This is a genomic window from Pandoraea cepalis (assembly GCF_902459625.1).
Classification (GTDB): Bacteria; Pseudomonadota; Gammaproteobacteria; order Burkholderiales; family Burkholderiaceae; genus Pandoraea; species Pandoraea cepalis.
Genome location: NZ_CABPRY010000002.1, coordinates 117,245 through 132,733, shown reverse-complemented (window position 1 = coordinate 132,733; position 15,489 = coordinate 117,245). Strand labels below are relative to the sequence as shown.

The following is a 15,489-nucleotide window of genomic DNA, read 5'->3' as shown; positions in this document are numbered from 1 at the left end:
CGCAAAATCCGCATTTTTTTCTGTTCGTCCGCGCGAATTCATCATGCTTACCTTTCAACAAGTCATCCTGACTTTGCAGGATTACTGGGACAAGCAAGGCTGTGCGTTGCTCCAGCCTTACGACATGGAGGTCGGCGCCGGTACCTCGCACACTGCCACGTTCCTGCGCGCGATCGGCCCGGAGCCGTGGCGCGCCGCCTATGTGCAGCCGTCGCGCCGTCCCAAGGATGGCCGTTACGGTGAGAATCCGAATCGCATGCAGCACTACTACCAATACCAGGTGGTGCTCAAGCCGGCACCGGAAAACATTCTCGACCTGTACCTGGGTTCGCTGCGCGCGCTCGGCCTCGATCTGACCGAAAACGACGTGCGCTTCGTGGAAGACGACTGGGAAAACCCCACGCTCGGCGCCTGGGGCCTGGGCTGGGAGGTGTGGCTCAACGGCATGGAAGTGACCCAGTTCACGTATTTCCAGCAAGTCGGCGGGCTTGACTGCAAGCCGGTGCTCGGCGAAATCACCTACGGGATCGAACGTCTGGCCATGTATTTGCAACAGGTCGAGAACGTCTACGACCTCGTGTGGACCGAATGGGAAGAACAAACGGCCGAGGGCCCCGTCACGCGTCGCCTGACCTATGGCGACGTGTTCCATCAGAACGAAGTCGAACAATCGACGTACAACTTCGAGCATTCGAATCAACCGATGCTGTTCGGCTTCTTCGATAACTATGAGAGCGAAGCCAAGCGCCTCATCGAAGCCGAACTCGCGTTGCCCGCCTACGAGATGATTTTGAAGGCTGCCCACACGTTCAACCTGCTCGACGCGCGCGGCGCCATTTCGGTGACGGAACGTGCGGCGTATATCGGCCGTATCCGGGCGTTGTCGCGCCTGATCGCACAGGCCTACTACGCTTCGCGCGAGAAGCTCGGCTTCCCGATGTTGAACGCCCCCGCCGCCCCAACCCAAACGCAAGCCGCATGATGAGCACCGCACAACGCACCCTGCTGGTCGAACTGCTGACCGAAGAATTGCCGCCGAAGGCGCTGGCGCGTCTGGGCGACGCGTTCGCCGACGGCATTGCCCACGGCCTGCGCGCGCGCGGCCTGACCACGGACGCCAGCGTCGTCACGCCGTACGCCACGCCGCGACGCCTGGCCGTCTCGATCTCGAATGTGCTCGAACGCGCTCCGGACGCGAGCATCCGCGCCAAGGTACTGCCGGTCTCCGTCGCCCTCGACGCTGACGGCAACCCGACGCCGCCGCTGGCGAAGAAGCTTGCCGCCATGGGCTTTGCCGACCTGCCGGTCGCCAGCCTGGAGCGCTCGATGGATGGCAAGGCCGAGGCCTTCTTCCACACCTACACGGCGGCGGGCGCCCAACTGGGCGACGCGCTGCAAGGGGCGCTCAACGAGACGCTGGGCAAACTGCCGATCCCGAAGGTCATGAGCTACCAGCGTCCGGACGGCGAGACGGTGCAATTCGTGCGCCCGGTGCACGGCCTGATCGCGCTGCATGGCGACACCGTCGTGCCCGCCACGGCGATCGGCCTCGCCTCGGGCAACAAGACACTGGGACATCGCTTCCTGTCGAACGGCGAAGTCGTCGTCGCGCATGCCGACGCTTACGCCTCCACCCTCGCCTCCGAAGGCAAGGTGCTAGCCGGTTTCGCCGATCGCCGCGATGCGATTAGCGCGCAGTTGCTTGACGCGGCGGGCAACGATCATGTGATCATGCCCGACGCACTGCTCGACGAAGTGACCGCTCTCGTCGAATGGCCGGCGGTCTACGCCTGCCACTTCGAAGAGGAATTTCTCGCGGTGCCGCAGGAATGTCTGATTCTCACGATGCAGACGAACCAGAAGTACTTCGCGCTCACCGACAAGCCGCTCGCCGAGGGCGGCCGTCTGACGAACCGGTTCCTGATCGTCTCCAACATTGCGACCGACACGCCCGAACAGATCGTCACGGGCAACGAGCGCGTGGTGCGCCCGCGCCTCGCGGATGCGAAGTTCTTCTTCGAGCAGGACAAGAAGAAGCCGCTCGCGGACCGTGTGCCGCAGCTCGCGAACGTCGTTTATCACAACAAGCTGGGCTCGCAGTTCGAGCGTACGCAACGTCTGGTGCGACTGGCCGGTGCCATTGCGCAGATGATCCGTGGCGCGGACCAGAACGCCGTGGCGATGGCCGAGCGCGGCGCCCTGCTGGCCAAGGCCGATCTGCTGACCGATATGGTCGGTGAGTTTCCGGAACTGCAAGGCACGATGGGCACGTATTACGCGCGTCACGACGGCGAAGCCGAAGACGTCGCGCGCGCCTGCTCGGAACATTATCAGCCGCGCTTCGCGGGCGATGCCCTGCCCGCGAGCGACACGGGTCTCTTCGTGGCGCTGGCCGACAAGCTCGAGACGCTCGTCGGCATCTGGGGCATCGGCCTGCAACCGACCGGGGAGAAAGACCCGTTCGCGCTGCGCCGCCATGCGCTGGGGATCGCGCGTATGCTCGTCGAGCGGCGCCTGCCGGTCATGCTGTCGGACTTGCTGAACGTGACGTACCGGCAATTTACGTCGGGTGTCGCCAGCGACGCGTACCTGAACGACGTCTACCAGTTCGTGCTCGATCGCCTGCGTGGCTATTTGCGCGAGCGTGGCTACGCCGCCAACGAGATCGAGGCGGTTCTGGTATCCCCGTCGATCTACCTGAACCTGAGCGATGTAATCGAGCGCCTGGAGGCCGTGCGTACGTTCTCGGCGCTGCCGCAAGCCGACGCGCTTGCCGCGGCAAACAAACGCATCGGCAACATCCTCAAGAAGACGGCGCCGCCGCCCGAGGGCGTCATCAAGGCGTCGCTGCTGATCGAGCCGGCCGAGAAGGCGCTCGCCGCCGCACTGGACAAGGTCACCCCCGTGGTGGATGAAAAGTTCAGGGCGCACGAGTATGCACAAGCGCTGTCGGCGTTGGCCGACCTGCGCGATGCGGTCGACGCGTTCTTCAACGACGTGATGGTGATGGCCGACGACGAGGCACTGCGCAACAATCGCCTCGCCCTGCTCAGCCATCTGCATCTGAAGATGAACCTCGTGGCCGATCTCTCGAAGCTCGCCGCTTGATCGCGGCCTAATGTCCCGGAAGCCCGTTCGTCATGGATTCGCGTAAAGACCGCACCCCCGGCCCCGCCGCCCGCAAGCTCGTGATTCTGGACCGTGACGGCGTCATCAACGCCGACTCGGACCAGTTCATCAAGTCGACGGATGAGTGGGTACCGTTGCCCGGCAGTCTGGAGGCCATCGGCCGCCTGAATCAGGCCAGCTACCGGGTCGTCGTGGCGACGAACCAGTCAGGCGTGGGGCGCGGGCTGTTCGACATGGCGACGCTCGGTGCCATGCACACGAAGATGTCGAAGCTGGCCGTCGCCGCCGGCGGCCGCATCGACGCCGTGTTCTTCTGCCCGCACACCGCCGCCGACGCCTGCGACTGCCGCAAGCCGCGGCCCGGTCTGTTTCAGGAAATCGCGCGCCGCTACGAGGTCGACCTGACCGGCGTGCCGGCCGTGGGCGATTCGCTGCGCGATTTGCAGGCGGCGGCGGCGGTCGGCGCACGCCCGCATCTGGTGCTGACCGGCAAGGGCAAAAAGACGCTCGCCGCAGGTAATCTGCCCGAAGGCACGCGTGTGCATGACAGCCTGCAGGCGTTTGTGAACGACCTGCTCGCCGAAGAGGACGCCAAGAGCGCGTGAGCGGCGCGGCGCTTGCCCGCCACATTACTCAGGACGCGCATCGGCGCGCGTAGGACAATCGCTCCGGCACCCTATTTCAGGCCAAGATCCGATGTTGCAACTTCGTTCCATTATCTTCTTCATCTTCCAGATCGTCTGGACGATTCCGTACGCCATCGCGTGCATCGTCTCCTTCCCGTTCCTCTCGCGCGTGCAACGCTATTGGGTCGCGGCGGGCTGGTGCAAGGTGGTCATCTGGGTGGGCGACAAGCTGTGTGGCATGCGCTACCGGGTCATCGGCTGGGAGAATCTGCCCGATACCCCCGCGGTCCTGCTGTCGAAGCATCAGTCGGCCTGGGAGACCATTGCGCTGCCGGCGCTCATGCCGCGCCCGCTGTGTTTCGTGTTCAAGCGCGAGCTGCTCTACGTGCCATTCTTCGGCTGGACGCTGGGCCTGCTCAGCATGATTCACATCAATCGCAGCAAAGGCACCGATGCGTTTCAGTCGGTCGTTGCGCAGGGTCGCGAGCGCCTGGCCCAAGGATCGTGGATCATCATGTTCCCGGAAGGCACACGCACGAAGACTGGCTCGCGCAACAAGTACAAGTCGGGCGGCGCGCGCCTCGCAACGGCGACCGGCGCCCCTGTCGTGCCCATCGCGCACAATGCCGGGCGCGTCTGGCCGCGCAACACGTTCATGAAAAAGCCCGGGGAAGTGATCGTGTCGATCGGGCCGGTCATCGAGACGGCGGGCCGCACGGCCGAGGCCGTCAACGCCGACGTGACCGAATGGATCGAGCGCGAAATGGTGCGCATCGACCCGAGTGCCTATACGGCAAAGCCGGCGAAGACCGCGTCCCAATCGACGGATTCACCCGCTTCGTCGGACAAGCCCGACACCACGCCACGGACCTGACGCTATCTCCCGGAACCGTCTCATGTCGAAAGTCCAATCCGCTATGCGCGACACTCGCTCCCGGCATGAGACACCTGTTCCCCAGATGGAACTCGATCTGTTCGGCAACCCGGCGGCCGAAGCGAATGGGGTGGCCACGGACGTGCCAGGCCCTTCCGTAACACAGAGTCCCTCGGCAAGCGACACGAGCACACGCCACGAGCCCACGGCGGCGGCCCCGGGTCCGCGTCGCCTGCCCGCCGCCGGCGAGCGGGTGATCGTGCTCGACGGCCATGCCATCTACTACCGGTTCAAGCGCTCGTCACGACGCACCATCGGGTTCATGATCGACGAATCGGGACTGGCCGTCACGGCCCCGCGCTGGGTCACGCTCGCGGACGTCGAAGCCGCCGTGGTCGAGAAAAAGCGCTGGATCTTCAACAAGATCGCCGAATTTCGCGATCGCGCCGCGCGTCGAGTGATTCCGCGTGTGATCTGGGCCGACGCCACCACGCTGCCGTTCCTCGGCCACACGCTGACGATTCGGCTCGGCGCGAGCGCTCGCGCTGCACAGTACGACATCCATACGCATACGTTGTGGCTCGATTTGCCGCCGCAAGCCGCGCCGGAGCAGATGCGCGACCGCGTGCAGGGCTGGCTGCAGCAGGAGGCCCGCAAACTTTTTACGACGCGGTTGGAAGTCTATGGCGAGCGCCTCGGCGTGCGTCATTCGGCGCTGGGGCTGTCATCGGCCACCACGCGATGGGGCAGTTGCAGCGCTGACGGGCGTATCCGCTTGAACTGGCGGCTGATTCACTTCCCGCTGGGCGTAATCGATTACGTGGTCGCGCACGAACTGGCACATCTGAAGGAGATGAACCACGGGCCTCGTTTCTGGCAAGCCGTGGCGTCGATCTTCCCGGAGTTCGAGTCGGCGCGCGATACGCTCAAGTCGCATGCGCCCGAGTGGCTACCGGAATTCTGACCGCACGGTCGCGTCTGATCGTTAGCATGGCTCAACGCTGCGTGAATGCAGCTCATTTTCATGCGCGCGGGTACAATCGAGTTCTCGTTGTCCCCATCGGTTAAAAACACCATGCGAATGCTCCATACCATGCTGCGCGTCGGCGACCTGCAGCGCTCGATCGATTTCTACACGCGTGTGCTTGGCATGCAACTGCTGCGTCAGAGCGAGAATCCCGAGTACAAGTACACGTTGGCTTTTGTCGGCTATGGCGCCGAGTCGGAACACACGGTGCTTGAACTGACCTACAACTGGGGGGTGGAGAAGTACGAAATCGGCACCGCGTTCGGCCATCTGGCGATCGAAGTCGACGACGCCTACGTCGCCTGCGACACGATCCGTGCGGCCGGTGGCAAGGTCAGCCGCGAAGCCGGGCCCGTCAAGGGCGGCACCACGGTCATCGCCTTCGTCGAAGATCCGGATGGCTACAAGATCGAATTGATCCAGAAGCATTCGGCCAAGGGCGGCTTGTAAAGCCCGCCAATCCGCGCGCCATGCGGTAACGGCCGCCCATTTGCGGTGGCCGTTACCCGGATGACACAACAGCGTGCCGGCCACCTCCGTGCAGACCGGCCCGACGCGTCAGAACTCCACCATCGCAAAGTCCTCCTTGCCCACGTCGCACAACGGGCAACGCCAGTCCTCCGGCACATCTTCCCAGCGGGTTCCGAGAGCAATGCCGTCGTCCGGACAGCCGAGCGCTTCGTCGTAAATCCAGCCACAGATCACACAGACCCATTGGCGGTAGGTCGGCGCCGTGTCGCCGGACACGACGGGCGTAGCACCGTCGCGCTGTGTCGTTTCGGTCTTCTGCGGTGCCGCCGGATCCAACAGAGGGAACACGAGCGGCGATTCGGTGCCCGAGGCAACGGGTTCTCGCCGGCTCAAATGCGATTGGAGCGCGGCGAGCAGTGCTTGCGCCTCGTCGCGAGTGAGATCGATCCAGTACGGATCGCCAGCCCCGTCGTTGAGTCGTGACGGGGAGAACTGAAGTTCGACGGCGGAGCCTTTTTTGTACATGCGCAATAGTGCGGAAAATGACGGCGGAGGCAGGCACCACGGCCCGCGCGGAGCATTGTATCGCCACGGCTATGTGCAATAAACCCGTGGAATAGGGAAACATAATGTCGCGAGACGAAACAATGCGTCCCGGATTACCCCTGTTGCCTGCACCAGAATGATGCCCGTGCGACCGGGATCGGAGACAATGAGCCACACAGCGTATCGGGCTCACGATACGTCGCCATCCGAACCAATTTCATGAAAACCACTCCGCGTCCGATCGATGCCGCCGCGCTCGCCATCATGTTTGGCCTATGTGCGGTTTGGGGCGGCCAGCAGGTCGCCGTCAAACTGGCCGTGCCTGTCGTGCCTCCCGTGCTGCAAGCCGGCCTGCGCTCGCTGATCGCGACCGTGCTTGTCGGCGGCTGGATGCTGTGGCGCCGTCAGAAGCTCTTCACCGGCGACGGCACCTTGCCGGCGGGCCTCCTTGCGGGCTTGCTCTTCTCGCTGGAATTCCTCTGCATCTTCGTCGGCCTGACGCACACGACGGCCTCGCGCATGGCCGTCTTCCTGTACTCGGCCCCCTGCTTTACCGCCATGGGCCTTCACTGGACGGTGCCGAGCGAACGGCTGCGACCGATGCAATGGCTTGGCATGGCCGTCGCCTTCTGCGGCATCGTGGTGGCGTTCTCCGACGGCAGCGGTTCTGACCTCGCGAAAACGTGGCCCGGCGACCTGCTCGGCCTCCTCGCCGGCGTGTTCTGGGGAATGACGACGGTGATCGTCCGGGCGTCACGCCTGGCGAGCGCCGCACCGTCGAAGACGCTGCTTTACCAACTCGCCGTCTCGGCCGTGTTGCTGTGCGCACTGGCACTGGGCACAGGGAGCGTGCACGTCGGCCCGATGACGGCCACGACATGGGTCAGCCTCGCCTATCAGTCCATTGGCGTGGCGTTTGCCAGTTACCTGATCTGGTTCGGGATGCTGACGCGCTACAGCGCCGCCCGCCTCGCGTCGTTCTCGTTCCTGAGCCCGCTCTTCGGCGTAACGTTCGGCGTGCTGGTGCTGGGCGAATCGGTCGGCTGGCGCTTCGCGGGCGCCGTCGTGCTCGTGTTCGCCGGGATCAGCCTGGTGAACCGGCGCCACTGATGGCACGCGAGAGGTTCACGTATTCGCCGACCGGAACGTCCTCGGCGCGGCGCGTGAGATCGAATCCCAGCGCATCGAAATCGACACGATCGCGGTAACTGTGCAGCGTGTTGCGCAGCATCTTGCGGCGCTGCGAGAACGCCTGCGCCACCACCGCGCCGAACACGTCCAGATCGACCTGCGGCAGATCGGCCACGGCACGCGGAATCATCCGCACCACGGCCGAGTCGACCTTCGGCGGCGGATTGAACGCCTGCGGTGGTACGTCGAGCACCTTGTCCATCCAGTAGCGATACTGAAGCATGACCGAGAGCCGGCTATAGTTGCTCGACCCCGCGGGCGCGACCATGCGCTCGACAACCTCGTCCTGCAGCATGAAGTGCTGATCGCGCACGAGCGCAGCGTAGCGCATCAGATGGAAAAGCAGCGGACTGGAGATGTTGTACGGCAAGTTGCCGACGATGCGCAGCGGGGCTTCGTCGCGTCGATCCGCCGGAACAAGCGATCCAAAGTCGAAGTCGAGCGCGTCGCCCGCATGCACGCTCACGCGCTCACCGAACTTGCGCGTCAGGCGCGCAACCAGGTCGCGATCGAGTTCGACCACATGCAAATGCGCGAGCCACTCCGTGAGCGGCGTCGTCAGCGCACCCAGCCCCGGCCCGATCTCGACCATCAGGTCGTCGGTGCGCGGCGAGATCGCGCCCACGATCGCGTCGATCACGCCCATGTCGACGAGAAAATTCTGACCAAAACGTTTGCGCGCCACGTGGCCCTGTTGGACGCCCGTGCGCTTCGATGCGCTACTCATGTGAAATTCCTTATGAACGCGGTTTTGCGGCGTGCGGATCGCCGCTCGCGCCTGCGGTCAATGATGCGTGTATCGCGGCATTGGCTGCCATGGTGGCGGCCGTACGCAAGGCTTCAAGCAGGCTGCCGCTCTCGGCTTGCCCGGTGCCGGCGAGATCGAGGGCCGTGCCGTGATCGACCGACGTGCGGATGATCGGCAGGCCGAGCGTGATGTTCACGCCTGCGCCAAAGCTCGCGTACTTGAGCACCGGCAGTCCCTGGTCGTGGTACATCGCGAGAACCGCATCGGCCCCTTCGAGGTGGCGTGGCTGGAAGAGTGTATCGGCGGGATACGGGCCGCGGGCGTCGATGCCGGCGGCGCGCGCGTCGTCGAGGGCCGGCGTGATGACGTCGATTTCCTCGCGGCCGAGGTAACCCGATTCCCCCGCATGCGGGTTGAGACCCGTGACGAGAATGCGCGGACGCGTCACGCCGAAATGACGCATCAGATCCTGATTGAGGATGACGAGCGTTTGCAGCAGATCGTCGCGACGAATCGCACCCGGCACTTGCGCGAGCGGCAGATGCGTCGTCGCCAGCGCCACGCGCAGTCCACCGCCGGCCAGCATCATCACGACACGCGGCGTGCCGGTGCGCTCGGCCAGGTACTCGGTGTGGCCGGTGAAGGCCACGCCACAGTCGTTGATCGTGCTCTTCTGTAGCGGTGCCGTGACAATGGCGTCATAGGCGCCGGCCAGCGCACCATCGATGGCATCGTCGAGCAGGGCCAGCACGTAACGGCCATTGGCGGCGTCCAGCTTCCCTGGCTGTGCCGTGACGGCAAGTGGATGATGCACGACGCGCACGCGAGCACTGGCCAGCAATGCCTGCCATGCGTCGCCGAGCCCCACGGCCTGCGCGCGTGCCGCGAGCAGCGACGCATCGCCGAGCACGGCGAACTGGCAACGGAGAAGGGGGGCGTTGACGCTGATGTCGGTGGCACCTTCCGTGGGGGACAGGCACTTCACAAGTGCCTGCACCGTCAGCTCCGGCCCGACGCCCGCCGGTTCACCCGTGGTGATGGCGAGGACGAAGGACCGGTCGGAAGTCATGCCTGGGACGAGAGAGAAAGGAGAGGGGGACTGAAATGTCTCACACGCCGCTTACTGTTGCGCGTTATTGAGACGATAGTCGACGTAAGCACTGTCGCGCAGTTGCTGCAACCAGTCGCGGTACTGCTGCTCGGCCTTGCGGCCACGCAGTTCCTGCATGGCGACATTGCGCTCCTGATCGCCCGAGACCTGCGTCTCGCGATGACCCAGCACTTGAATCAGGTGATAGCCATACTCCGAGCGCACCGGGTCGCTGATCTGGCCGTCCTTGAGTTCGGACATGGCGCGCTCGAACGCCGGTACGGTCTCGCCCGGCGAGATCCAGCCAAGATCACCGCCCTGCGATGCCGAACCGTCCGCCGAGAACTGTCGCGCAAAGTCGGCGAAATCGCCCTTGCCCGCTTCGATCTTGGCCTTGATATCGAGCAGCTTTTGACGCGCCTGCGCTTCCGACACACCATCGCCCACCCGGATCAGGATGTGACGCGCATGGATCTGCGGCACGGTCATGCCCTGCTCACCGCCCTGCTTGCGGGTCTCGACCAACTTGATGACGTGGAAACCGTTGTTGCTGCGAAGCACCTGCGGAACCACCGTCCCTGGCTGCAGCTTCTGAATCTGGCTCAGGTACAGATCGGGAATGCGTTCGGGAATGCGAAAGCCCATGTCGCCACCGCTCGCGGCATCGGAGGCGTCTGAATACTGCTTGGCAAGCGCGGCGAAATCTCCGCCGGCTTTCGCCTTGTCCAGCGCTTCGTCCGCCTTCTTCTGCGCCGCGCTGACCTGGTCGGGCGAAGCGCCCTCGGGCAGCTTCACGAGGATTTCGCTCAGACGGTACTCGGTCTCGGACGGCGTCGCCGTGGCGCCGCGCTGTGCGGCGAGGAAGGTGTTGACTTCCGAATCGCTGACCTGCACCTGGCTGTCGACTTCGCGATCGCGCAGGCGTGCCATCACGATCTGTTCGCGCACTTCCTTGCGGAAGGCATCCCATGGCACACCGGCCTGCGACAGTCTCGCCTTGTACTGATCGATGCTCAGATGGTTGTCGGCGGCGATGCGTTGCAGGGCCTGCTCGACGTCGGCGTCCTTCACGACGATGCCGTCTTCCTTCGCGCGTTGAAGCTGCACTTGCGTGACGATCAATTGCTCGAGCACCTGGCGCTGCAGCAGATCGGCGTCCGGAATCGGGCGCTTGGCGAGCACGAGCTGGTGCTTGGCCTCCTCGATACGCGCGTCGAGTTCCTTCCGGGTGATCACGCTGTCGTTGACCACGGCCACGATGGAATCGACCGCGCGCACGGACGATGCAGGCGTTCCCGCGACACGGCTACCCACCGGCGCCGGCTGGGCCACCGCCACCCCGGCGGCGAGACACAGGCTCGCCAGCAGCGAGGCACGCTTCACAAACATGTCATTCATAGTTGCTGAATCGAGAAGGAATCTGGTTCGTCGGCGGCGCCTGATAACCCGGCACCCCGACCTTGAAGGCTTCTGTGGCGCTGCTGCCGGACTTCGTCAAGCCTTTTAGCTCCAACTGCGCGAAGATACGCGAAGTTGTCGTGGTGGCATTGGTCGCATAGCGCTGGAGCCCCACCCGGAAGGCCCAGCAGTCGGCATCATACTCGAAACCCGCCAGGGCATCGATGAAGGTCTTGTCGGTAATGCTGTAGTTCAGGCGCCCCACAACGCCCAACCGCGGTGTGATCGGCCACTGACCGGAAAGTTCGACCTGATTGATCGGCGTGACGGTCAATGCGGTCTGTCCCACGACCGGCACAGGATTTCGGAGGTAGCGGTAATACACGTTGAACACCCGTCGCTCCCCCGGGCGCCATGTCACGCCGACATCCGAGCGGTTGAACTGCGACGTGCTCGGGCTGTATTGCACGGCGGTGCTGAACGTGATGTTTCGGTAAAGCAATGCCGAACCACCGACCAGAAAATCGGATATGCCGGCGTCTTCCGGCGTGCCGCCCGGCATCGTCACGAGCGAGCGCGTGAAGTTGTAGCGCTGCGCGTACCAGACACGGCCTCGCTCCACCCCCGACTCCGCATCGATCAGGCGCGAGGTCAGCGCCGCCGTCACGCGATTGGCATCCTGAATCCGGTCGACGCCGATGAACGAGTTCTCGCTGAAGATTTCTGCCAGGTTGAAGTCGGAAACCGCACTGTCGAAAATCGGAATGGAACTCTGATTTCGATACGGCGTGTAGACGTAGAACAGGCGCGGCTCCAGCGTCTGCCGCATCGCCGAGCCGAACAGGTTCAGCGGGCGTTCAAACGTCAGTCCGGTATCGAGGCTGAGTGTCGGCACCGTGCGCGTGATCGACGACTGCATCGTCGAGCCGTTCGCATAATCGATGTTGTACGCGGCCGCGTTGAAGATGACCTTCGGCACGATAAAGTAGCCGGGCGTCAGGATCGGGTAGCTCAACGTAGGCTGCGCGTAAATGCGCTCGCCATTCGGCTGCCCCGTCGACGATGCAATCTGGAACCGGTTGTACTTGATCGGCATCGTGAAATCGAAGCCGTGGAAGTCCAGCTTGTTGTAAGTCGCCGACAGTTCCGGCACCGACTCATACTGCGGCGCGGTCGGCGCGAGCGTCTGATACTTCAGCACTCGGGCGAGGAACGACCAATTGCCGTACCCCCACGTCAACCCGGCTTCGCGGTTGTAGACGCGCTGCACACCGGTCTGGAAGTTGGTGCCCGCACCAAAATCGTCCGGATAAGTGTCGTCCGAGACCTTCGTGAAGTTCACGTAGCCATTCACGCCATAGCCGAGCGACTGGCTATGCTGCCATGTGAACGTGTAACGAGCGTCGCCCGTGATTCGGTCCTTCGGCAGGTATTCGAGATGGAACAACCCTGCGTACGTCGGCTCGAGGTAGCGGAAATCGCCGTTGAGCATCACACCGCGCTTGGTCATGAAGCGGGGGGTGAGCGTCAGGTCACGGTTCGGCGCGATATTGAAGTAATACGGCGTCGCCAGCTCGAAGCCGGTGCGGCTCGACTGAGTGAAGGTCGGCGCCAGGAAGCCCGAGCGACGCTCGTTCGACGTCGGGAACGACAGATACGGGCTGGCGAGAATCGGCACGCCCTGGAAAAACAGGATGCCGTTGTACGCCGTGCCTTCCTGCTGCTCCTGATCGAACTCGAACTCGGACGCCTTGATGTACCAGGCCGGCGTCTTGCCGTCGTCCGTGCACGCGCAGGCGGAATACGTGCCGCGCTGCAGGGTCACCACGTTGCTCGCCTCGACGTCCGCGCGCTCCGACTTTCCGCCCCCGCCCGTCACGAGCTTGTAGGTCGGCGTCAGCATATAGCCGTCGCCCGCACCGGTGTACATATGCGCCTCGGGGCCGAGGAACAGATTGCCCCCTTGCGATAGGCGCGCATTGCCACGCGCCACGACCTCGTCAGAGTCCTGATCGTACGTGAGGCGATCGCCCTTCACGAACGAACGGTACTTGCGCGCCTCGGCGTCGCCATCGACGGTCGCATCCACGTTGGTCCGGCCGGTGAGGTGCATGCCGCGCACATACATCGGCACGTCGTCTCCGGCACCCAACGGGTTGTCGACGAGCGCCGGCACCGTGCGCAATACCAACCCGTCGCTCTTGGCAATATCGGGAGGGGGGGCTTCCTGCGCACCGGCGAGCGAACACCACACCCCCGGCAGGGAGAGCAGGAGGGCCAGTGGCTTTCGGCGCGCGCGCATCAGGCGCCGCAGCGAAGAAACATCATTCGTATGGACTTGTTTATCCGGCATGTACGCAAACAGCGTGACAATCGAGGCGCCGCTTGCAGGCAGCCAATCCCGCCTGTCTGCACGGCGTTGCCGGGACATTCGGGACGGTCGATCGAGGTCGAGAAACAGGGCGTCTGGAAAACATGATCGGGTATTATATGGCAAGACGTTTACGACCCCCATCATGACCGCACATCCCGCCGCCTCCGCGAGTGTTTCCGACGCTTCCCACGCGCTCTCCAACACCACCGATTCTCGCCTGCAAGCCCTCGGCCACTGGCTCGCCAGCATCGCCGAACCATTCGCGCTGGATATGGCGCAGTGGGCGCCGGCCTCCGCGGACGCCAGTTTCCGGCGCTACTTCCGTATCGGCAGCCACGATCCTGCGCATCCGAGCCTGATCGTGATGGATGCGCCGCCGCCGCAGGAGGATTGCCGTCCGTTCGTGCACGTCGCCCAATTGCTCGCCGACGCGGGCCTGCAGGCGCCGAAGGTGCTCGCCGAAGATCTCGCGCAGGGTTTCCTGCTGCTCACGGACCTCGGGCGCGAGACGTATCTCGACGTCATCACCGAGGACAATGCCCGCCCGCTCATGCGCGCCGCGCTCGATGCGCTGATCGTCTGGCAGAGGCAGTCCCGCCCGAACGTGCTGCCCGCCTACGACACGGCGCTGCTCCAACGCGAACTCGATCTGTTCCCGGACTGGTACGTTGGCAAGCACCTGAAGGTGACGCTGAGCGCGGACCAACGGGCGACGCTCGACCGCGTCAATCAGTTGCTCATCGACAATGCGCTCGCGCAGCCCAAGGTGTTCGTGCACCGCGATTACATGCCGCGCAATCTGATGCCGGGCCTGCCGGGCACCACGGGCCCCGGCATTCTCGACTTCCAGGACGCCGTCTACGGACCGCTCACGTACGACGTGATCTCGCTGATGCGCGACGCCTTCCTCAGTTGGGACGAGGAGCGTCAGCTCGACTGGCTGGCGTATTACTGGGAACGCGCCCGCAAGGCCGGCCTGCCGGTCGACGCCGACTTCGGCGAGTTTTACCGTCAGGCGGAATGGATGGGGCTGCAGCGTCATCTGAAGGTGCTCGGTATTTTCGCGCGCATCAACTATCGTGACGGCAAGCCGCGCTATCTGGCCGACACGCCGCGCTTCCTCGGCTACGCGCGCAAGGTCGCCGACCGCTACGCGCCGCTCCGCCCGCTCGCCCAGTTGCTCGATGCACTGACCGGCCAGCGCACGGATGTCGGTTACACGTTCTGAGGCGCACCGCATGTCCGCAATGAAGGCGATGATCTTCGCGGCCGGGCGCGGCGAGCGCATGCGCCCGCTCACCGACGCCACACCGAAGCCGCTGCTCGGTGTCGGCGGCAAGCCGATCATCGTCTGGCAGATCGAAGCGCTGGCGCGCGCGGGGTTCACCGACATCGTCATCAATCACGCGTGGCTGGGCGCGCAGATCGAAGCTGCGCTCGGCGACGGCAGCGCATTTGGCGTTCGGCTTGCCTACTCGGCCGAGCGCGAAGCCCTGGAAACCGCCGGCGGAATCGCCTGCGCACGCCCGTTGCTCGAAGGCGCCGGCGATGTGTTCCTGGCGATCGCCGGTGATATTTTCACCTCGTTCGACTACGCGGCGTTGCGCCCTCATGCGGCACGCATGGCCGCGCAGCCTGCGCCCGGCATGCACCTGGTGATGGTGCCGAACCCACCGTTTCATCCGAAAGGTGACTTCGCCCTCGATCCGGGTGGCCAACTGCATCTCCCCGAGGCCGCCCCGCCAACGGCCCAGGCGCTGACGTTCGGCAGCATCGCGCTGTACGACCTCCGGCTCTTTGCCGACATCGCCTCGGGCACGCGCATGGCGCTCACGCCGCTGTACCAGCGCTCGATCGCCGCCGGGCGCGTCAGCGGCGAACGTTTCGATGGCCTGTGGGAAAACGTTGGCACCCCGGCACAACTCGCTGCCTTGAATGCCGACGTGCAGGCCCGGCACAACCGCCCACCCGGCAGTAGAATCGCCTGACAACGTATTCAATCGACCGAACCCACC

Annotated in this window: 14 protein-coding genes; 9 read left to right on the top strand and 5 right to left on the bottom strand. The window is 64.4% G+C overall.

Annotated features, from left to right (window positions below; translation table 11 throughout):
- Positions 1-43 precede the first annotated feature (43 nt).
- From glyQ to gloA, 6 genes are all read left to right on the top strand, one after another.
- The gene (gene glyQ / locus PCE31107_RS05490) at positions 44-982 is read left to right on the top strand and encodes a glycine--tRNA ligase subunit alpha (RefSeq protein WP_017235211.1); all 939 of its coding nucleotides are present in this window, start codon (positions 44-46) and stop codon (positions 980-982) included.
- Positions 979-3,108: a glycine--tRNA ligase subunit beta gene (gene glyS, locus PCE31107_RS05485; protein ID WP_150607061.1), complete on the top strand. Its 2,130-nt coding sequence runs from the start codon at positions 979-981 to the stop codon at positions 3,106-3,108. The genes glyQ and glyS overlap by 4 nt, the downstream gene beginning before the upstream one ends.
- Positions 3,109-3,140: 32 nt before the next feature.
- On the top strand, positions 3,141-3,734 hold the full coding sequence (gene gmhB, locus PCE31107_RS05480) for a D-glycero-beta-D-manno-heptose 1,7-bisphosphate 7-phosphatase (protein WP_017235209.1): 594 nt from the start codon (positions 3,141-3,143) through the stop codon (positions 3,732-3,734).
- A gap of 91 nt (positions 3,735-3,825) precedes the next feature.
- Positions 3,826-4,629 carry a lysophospholipid acyltransferase family protein gene (locus PCE31107_RS05475; protein ID WP_150607059.1) on the top strand — a complete coding sequence of 268 codons (804 nt, stop codon included), beginning with the start codon at positions 3,826-3,828 and terminating at the stop codon, positions 4,627-4,629.
- Between the two features lie 85 nt (positions 4,630-4,714).
- Positions 4,715-5,593: a M48 family metallopeptidase gene (locus PCE31107_RS05470; RefSeq protein WP_240756068.1), complete on the top strand. Its 879-nt coding sequence runs from the start codon at positions 4,715-4,717 to the stop codon at positions 5,591-5,593.
- Positions 5,594-5,704: 111 nt separating this feature from the next.
- Complete coding sequence (gene gloA / locus PCE31107_RS05465) at positions 5,705-6,106, top strand: lactoylglutathione lyase (protein ID WP_026132205.1); 402 nt, start codon at positions 5,705-5,707, stop codon at positions 6,104-6,106.
- Between the two features lie 108 nt (positions 6,107-6,214).
- Here gloA and PCE31107_RS23610 read toward each other — a convergent pair whose 3' ends face one another.
- The gene (locus PCE31107_RS23610; protein WP_150607057.1) at positions 6,215-6,652 is read right to left on the bottom strand and encodes a rubredoxin; all 438 of its coding nucleotides are present in this window, start codon (positions 6,650-6,652) and stop codon (positions 6,215-6,217) included.
- A 240-nt stretch (positions 6,653-6,892) separates the two neighbouring features.
- On the opposite strand from PCE31107_RS23610, the gene PCE31107_RS05455 reads away from it, so the two are divergent.
- The gene (locus PCE31107_RS05455; protein ID WP_130027072.1) at positions 6,893-7,783 is read left to right on the top strand and encodes a DMT family transporter; all 891 of its coding nucleotides are present in this window, start codon (positions 6,893-6,895) and stop codon (positions 7,781-7,783) included.
- Here PCE31107_RS05455 and rsmA read toward each other — a convergent pair.
- Genes rsmA through PCE31107_RS05435 form a run of 4 tightly spaced genes read right to left on the bottom strand, consistent with a single transcriptional unit; the run spans position 7,758 to position 13,402 of the window.
- Positions 7,758-8,591 carry a 16S rRNA (adenine(1518)-N(6)/adenine(1519)-N(6))-dimethyltransferase RsmA gene (gene rsmA / locus PCE31107_RS05450; protein WP_130027074.1) on the bottom strand — a complete coding sequence of 278 codons (834 nt, stop codon included), beginning with the start codon at positions 8,589-8,591 and terminating at the stop codon, positions 7,758-7,760. The genes PCE31107_RS05455 and rsmA overlap by 26 nt on opposite strands.
- Positions 8,592-8,601: 10 nt before the next feature.
- Positions 8,602-9,681, bottom strand: a complete 1,080-nt coding sequence (gene pdxA, locus PCE31107_RS05445) for a 4-hydroxythreonine-4-phosphate dehydrogenase PdxA (RefSeq protein ID WP_150607055.1) — start codon at positions 9,679-9,681, stop codon at positions 8,602-8,604.
- 51 nt (positions 9,682-9,732) lie between these two features.
- Entirely contained in the window at positions 9,733-11,100 is a 1,368-nt protein-coding gene (locus PCE31107_RS05440) for a peptidylprolyl isomerase (protein WP_130027078.1), read from the bottom strand.
- Positions 11,093-13,402 (bottom strand): LPS-assembly protein LptD, encoded by a 2,310-nt coding sequence (locus PCE31107_RS05435; RefSeq protein WP_217425187.1) that lies wholly within the window; start codon positions 13,400-13,402, stop codon positions 11,093-11,095. The genes PCE31107_RS05440 and PCE31107_RS05435 overlap by 8 nt, the downstream gene beginning before the upstream one ends.
- 214 nt (positions 13,403-13,616) lie before the next feature.
- Between PCE31107_RS05435 and PCE31107_RS05430 the strand changes: the two genes are divergently transcribed.
- Together PCE31107_RS05430 and murU are read left to right on the top strand one after the other, a co-directional pair.
- Positions 13,617-14,702, top strand: a complete 1,086-nt coding sequence (locus PCE31107_RS05430) for an aminoglycoside phosphotransferase family protein (protein WP_246181729.1) — start codon at positions 13,617-13,619, stop codon at positions 14,700-14,702.
- Between the two features lie 19 nt (positions 14,703-14,721).
- Complete coding sequence (gene murU / locus PCE31107_RS05425) at positions 14,722-15,462, top strand: N-acetylmuramate alpha-1-phosphate uridylyltransferase MurU (protein WP_130027983.1); 741 nt, start codon at positions 14,722-14,724, stop codon at positions 15,460-15,462.
- Positions 15,463-15,489 lie beyond the last annotated feature (27 nt).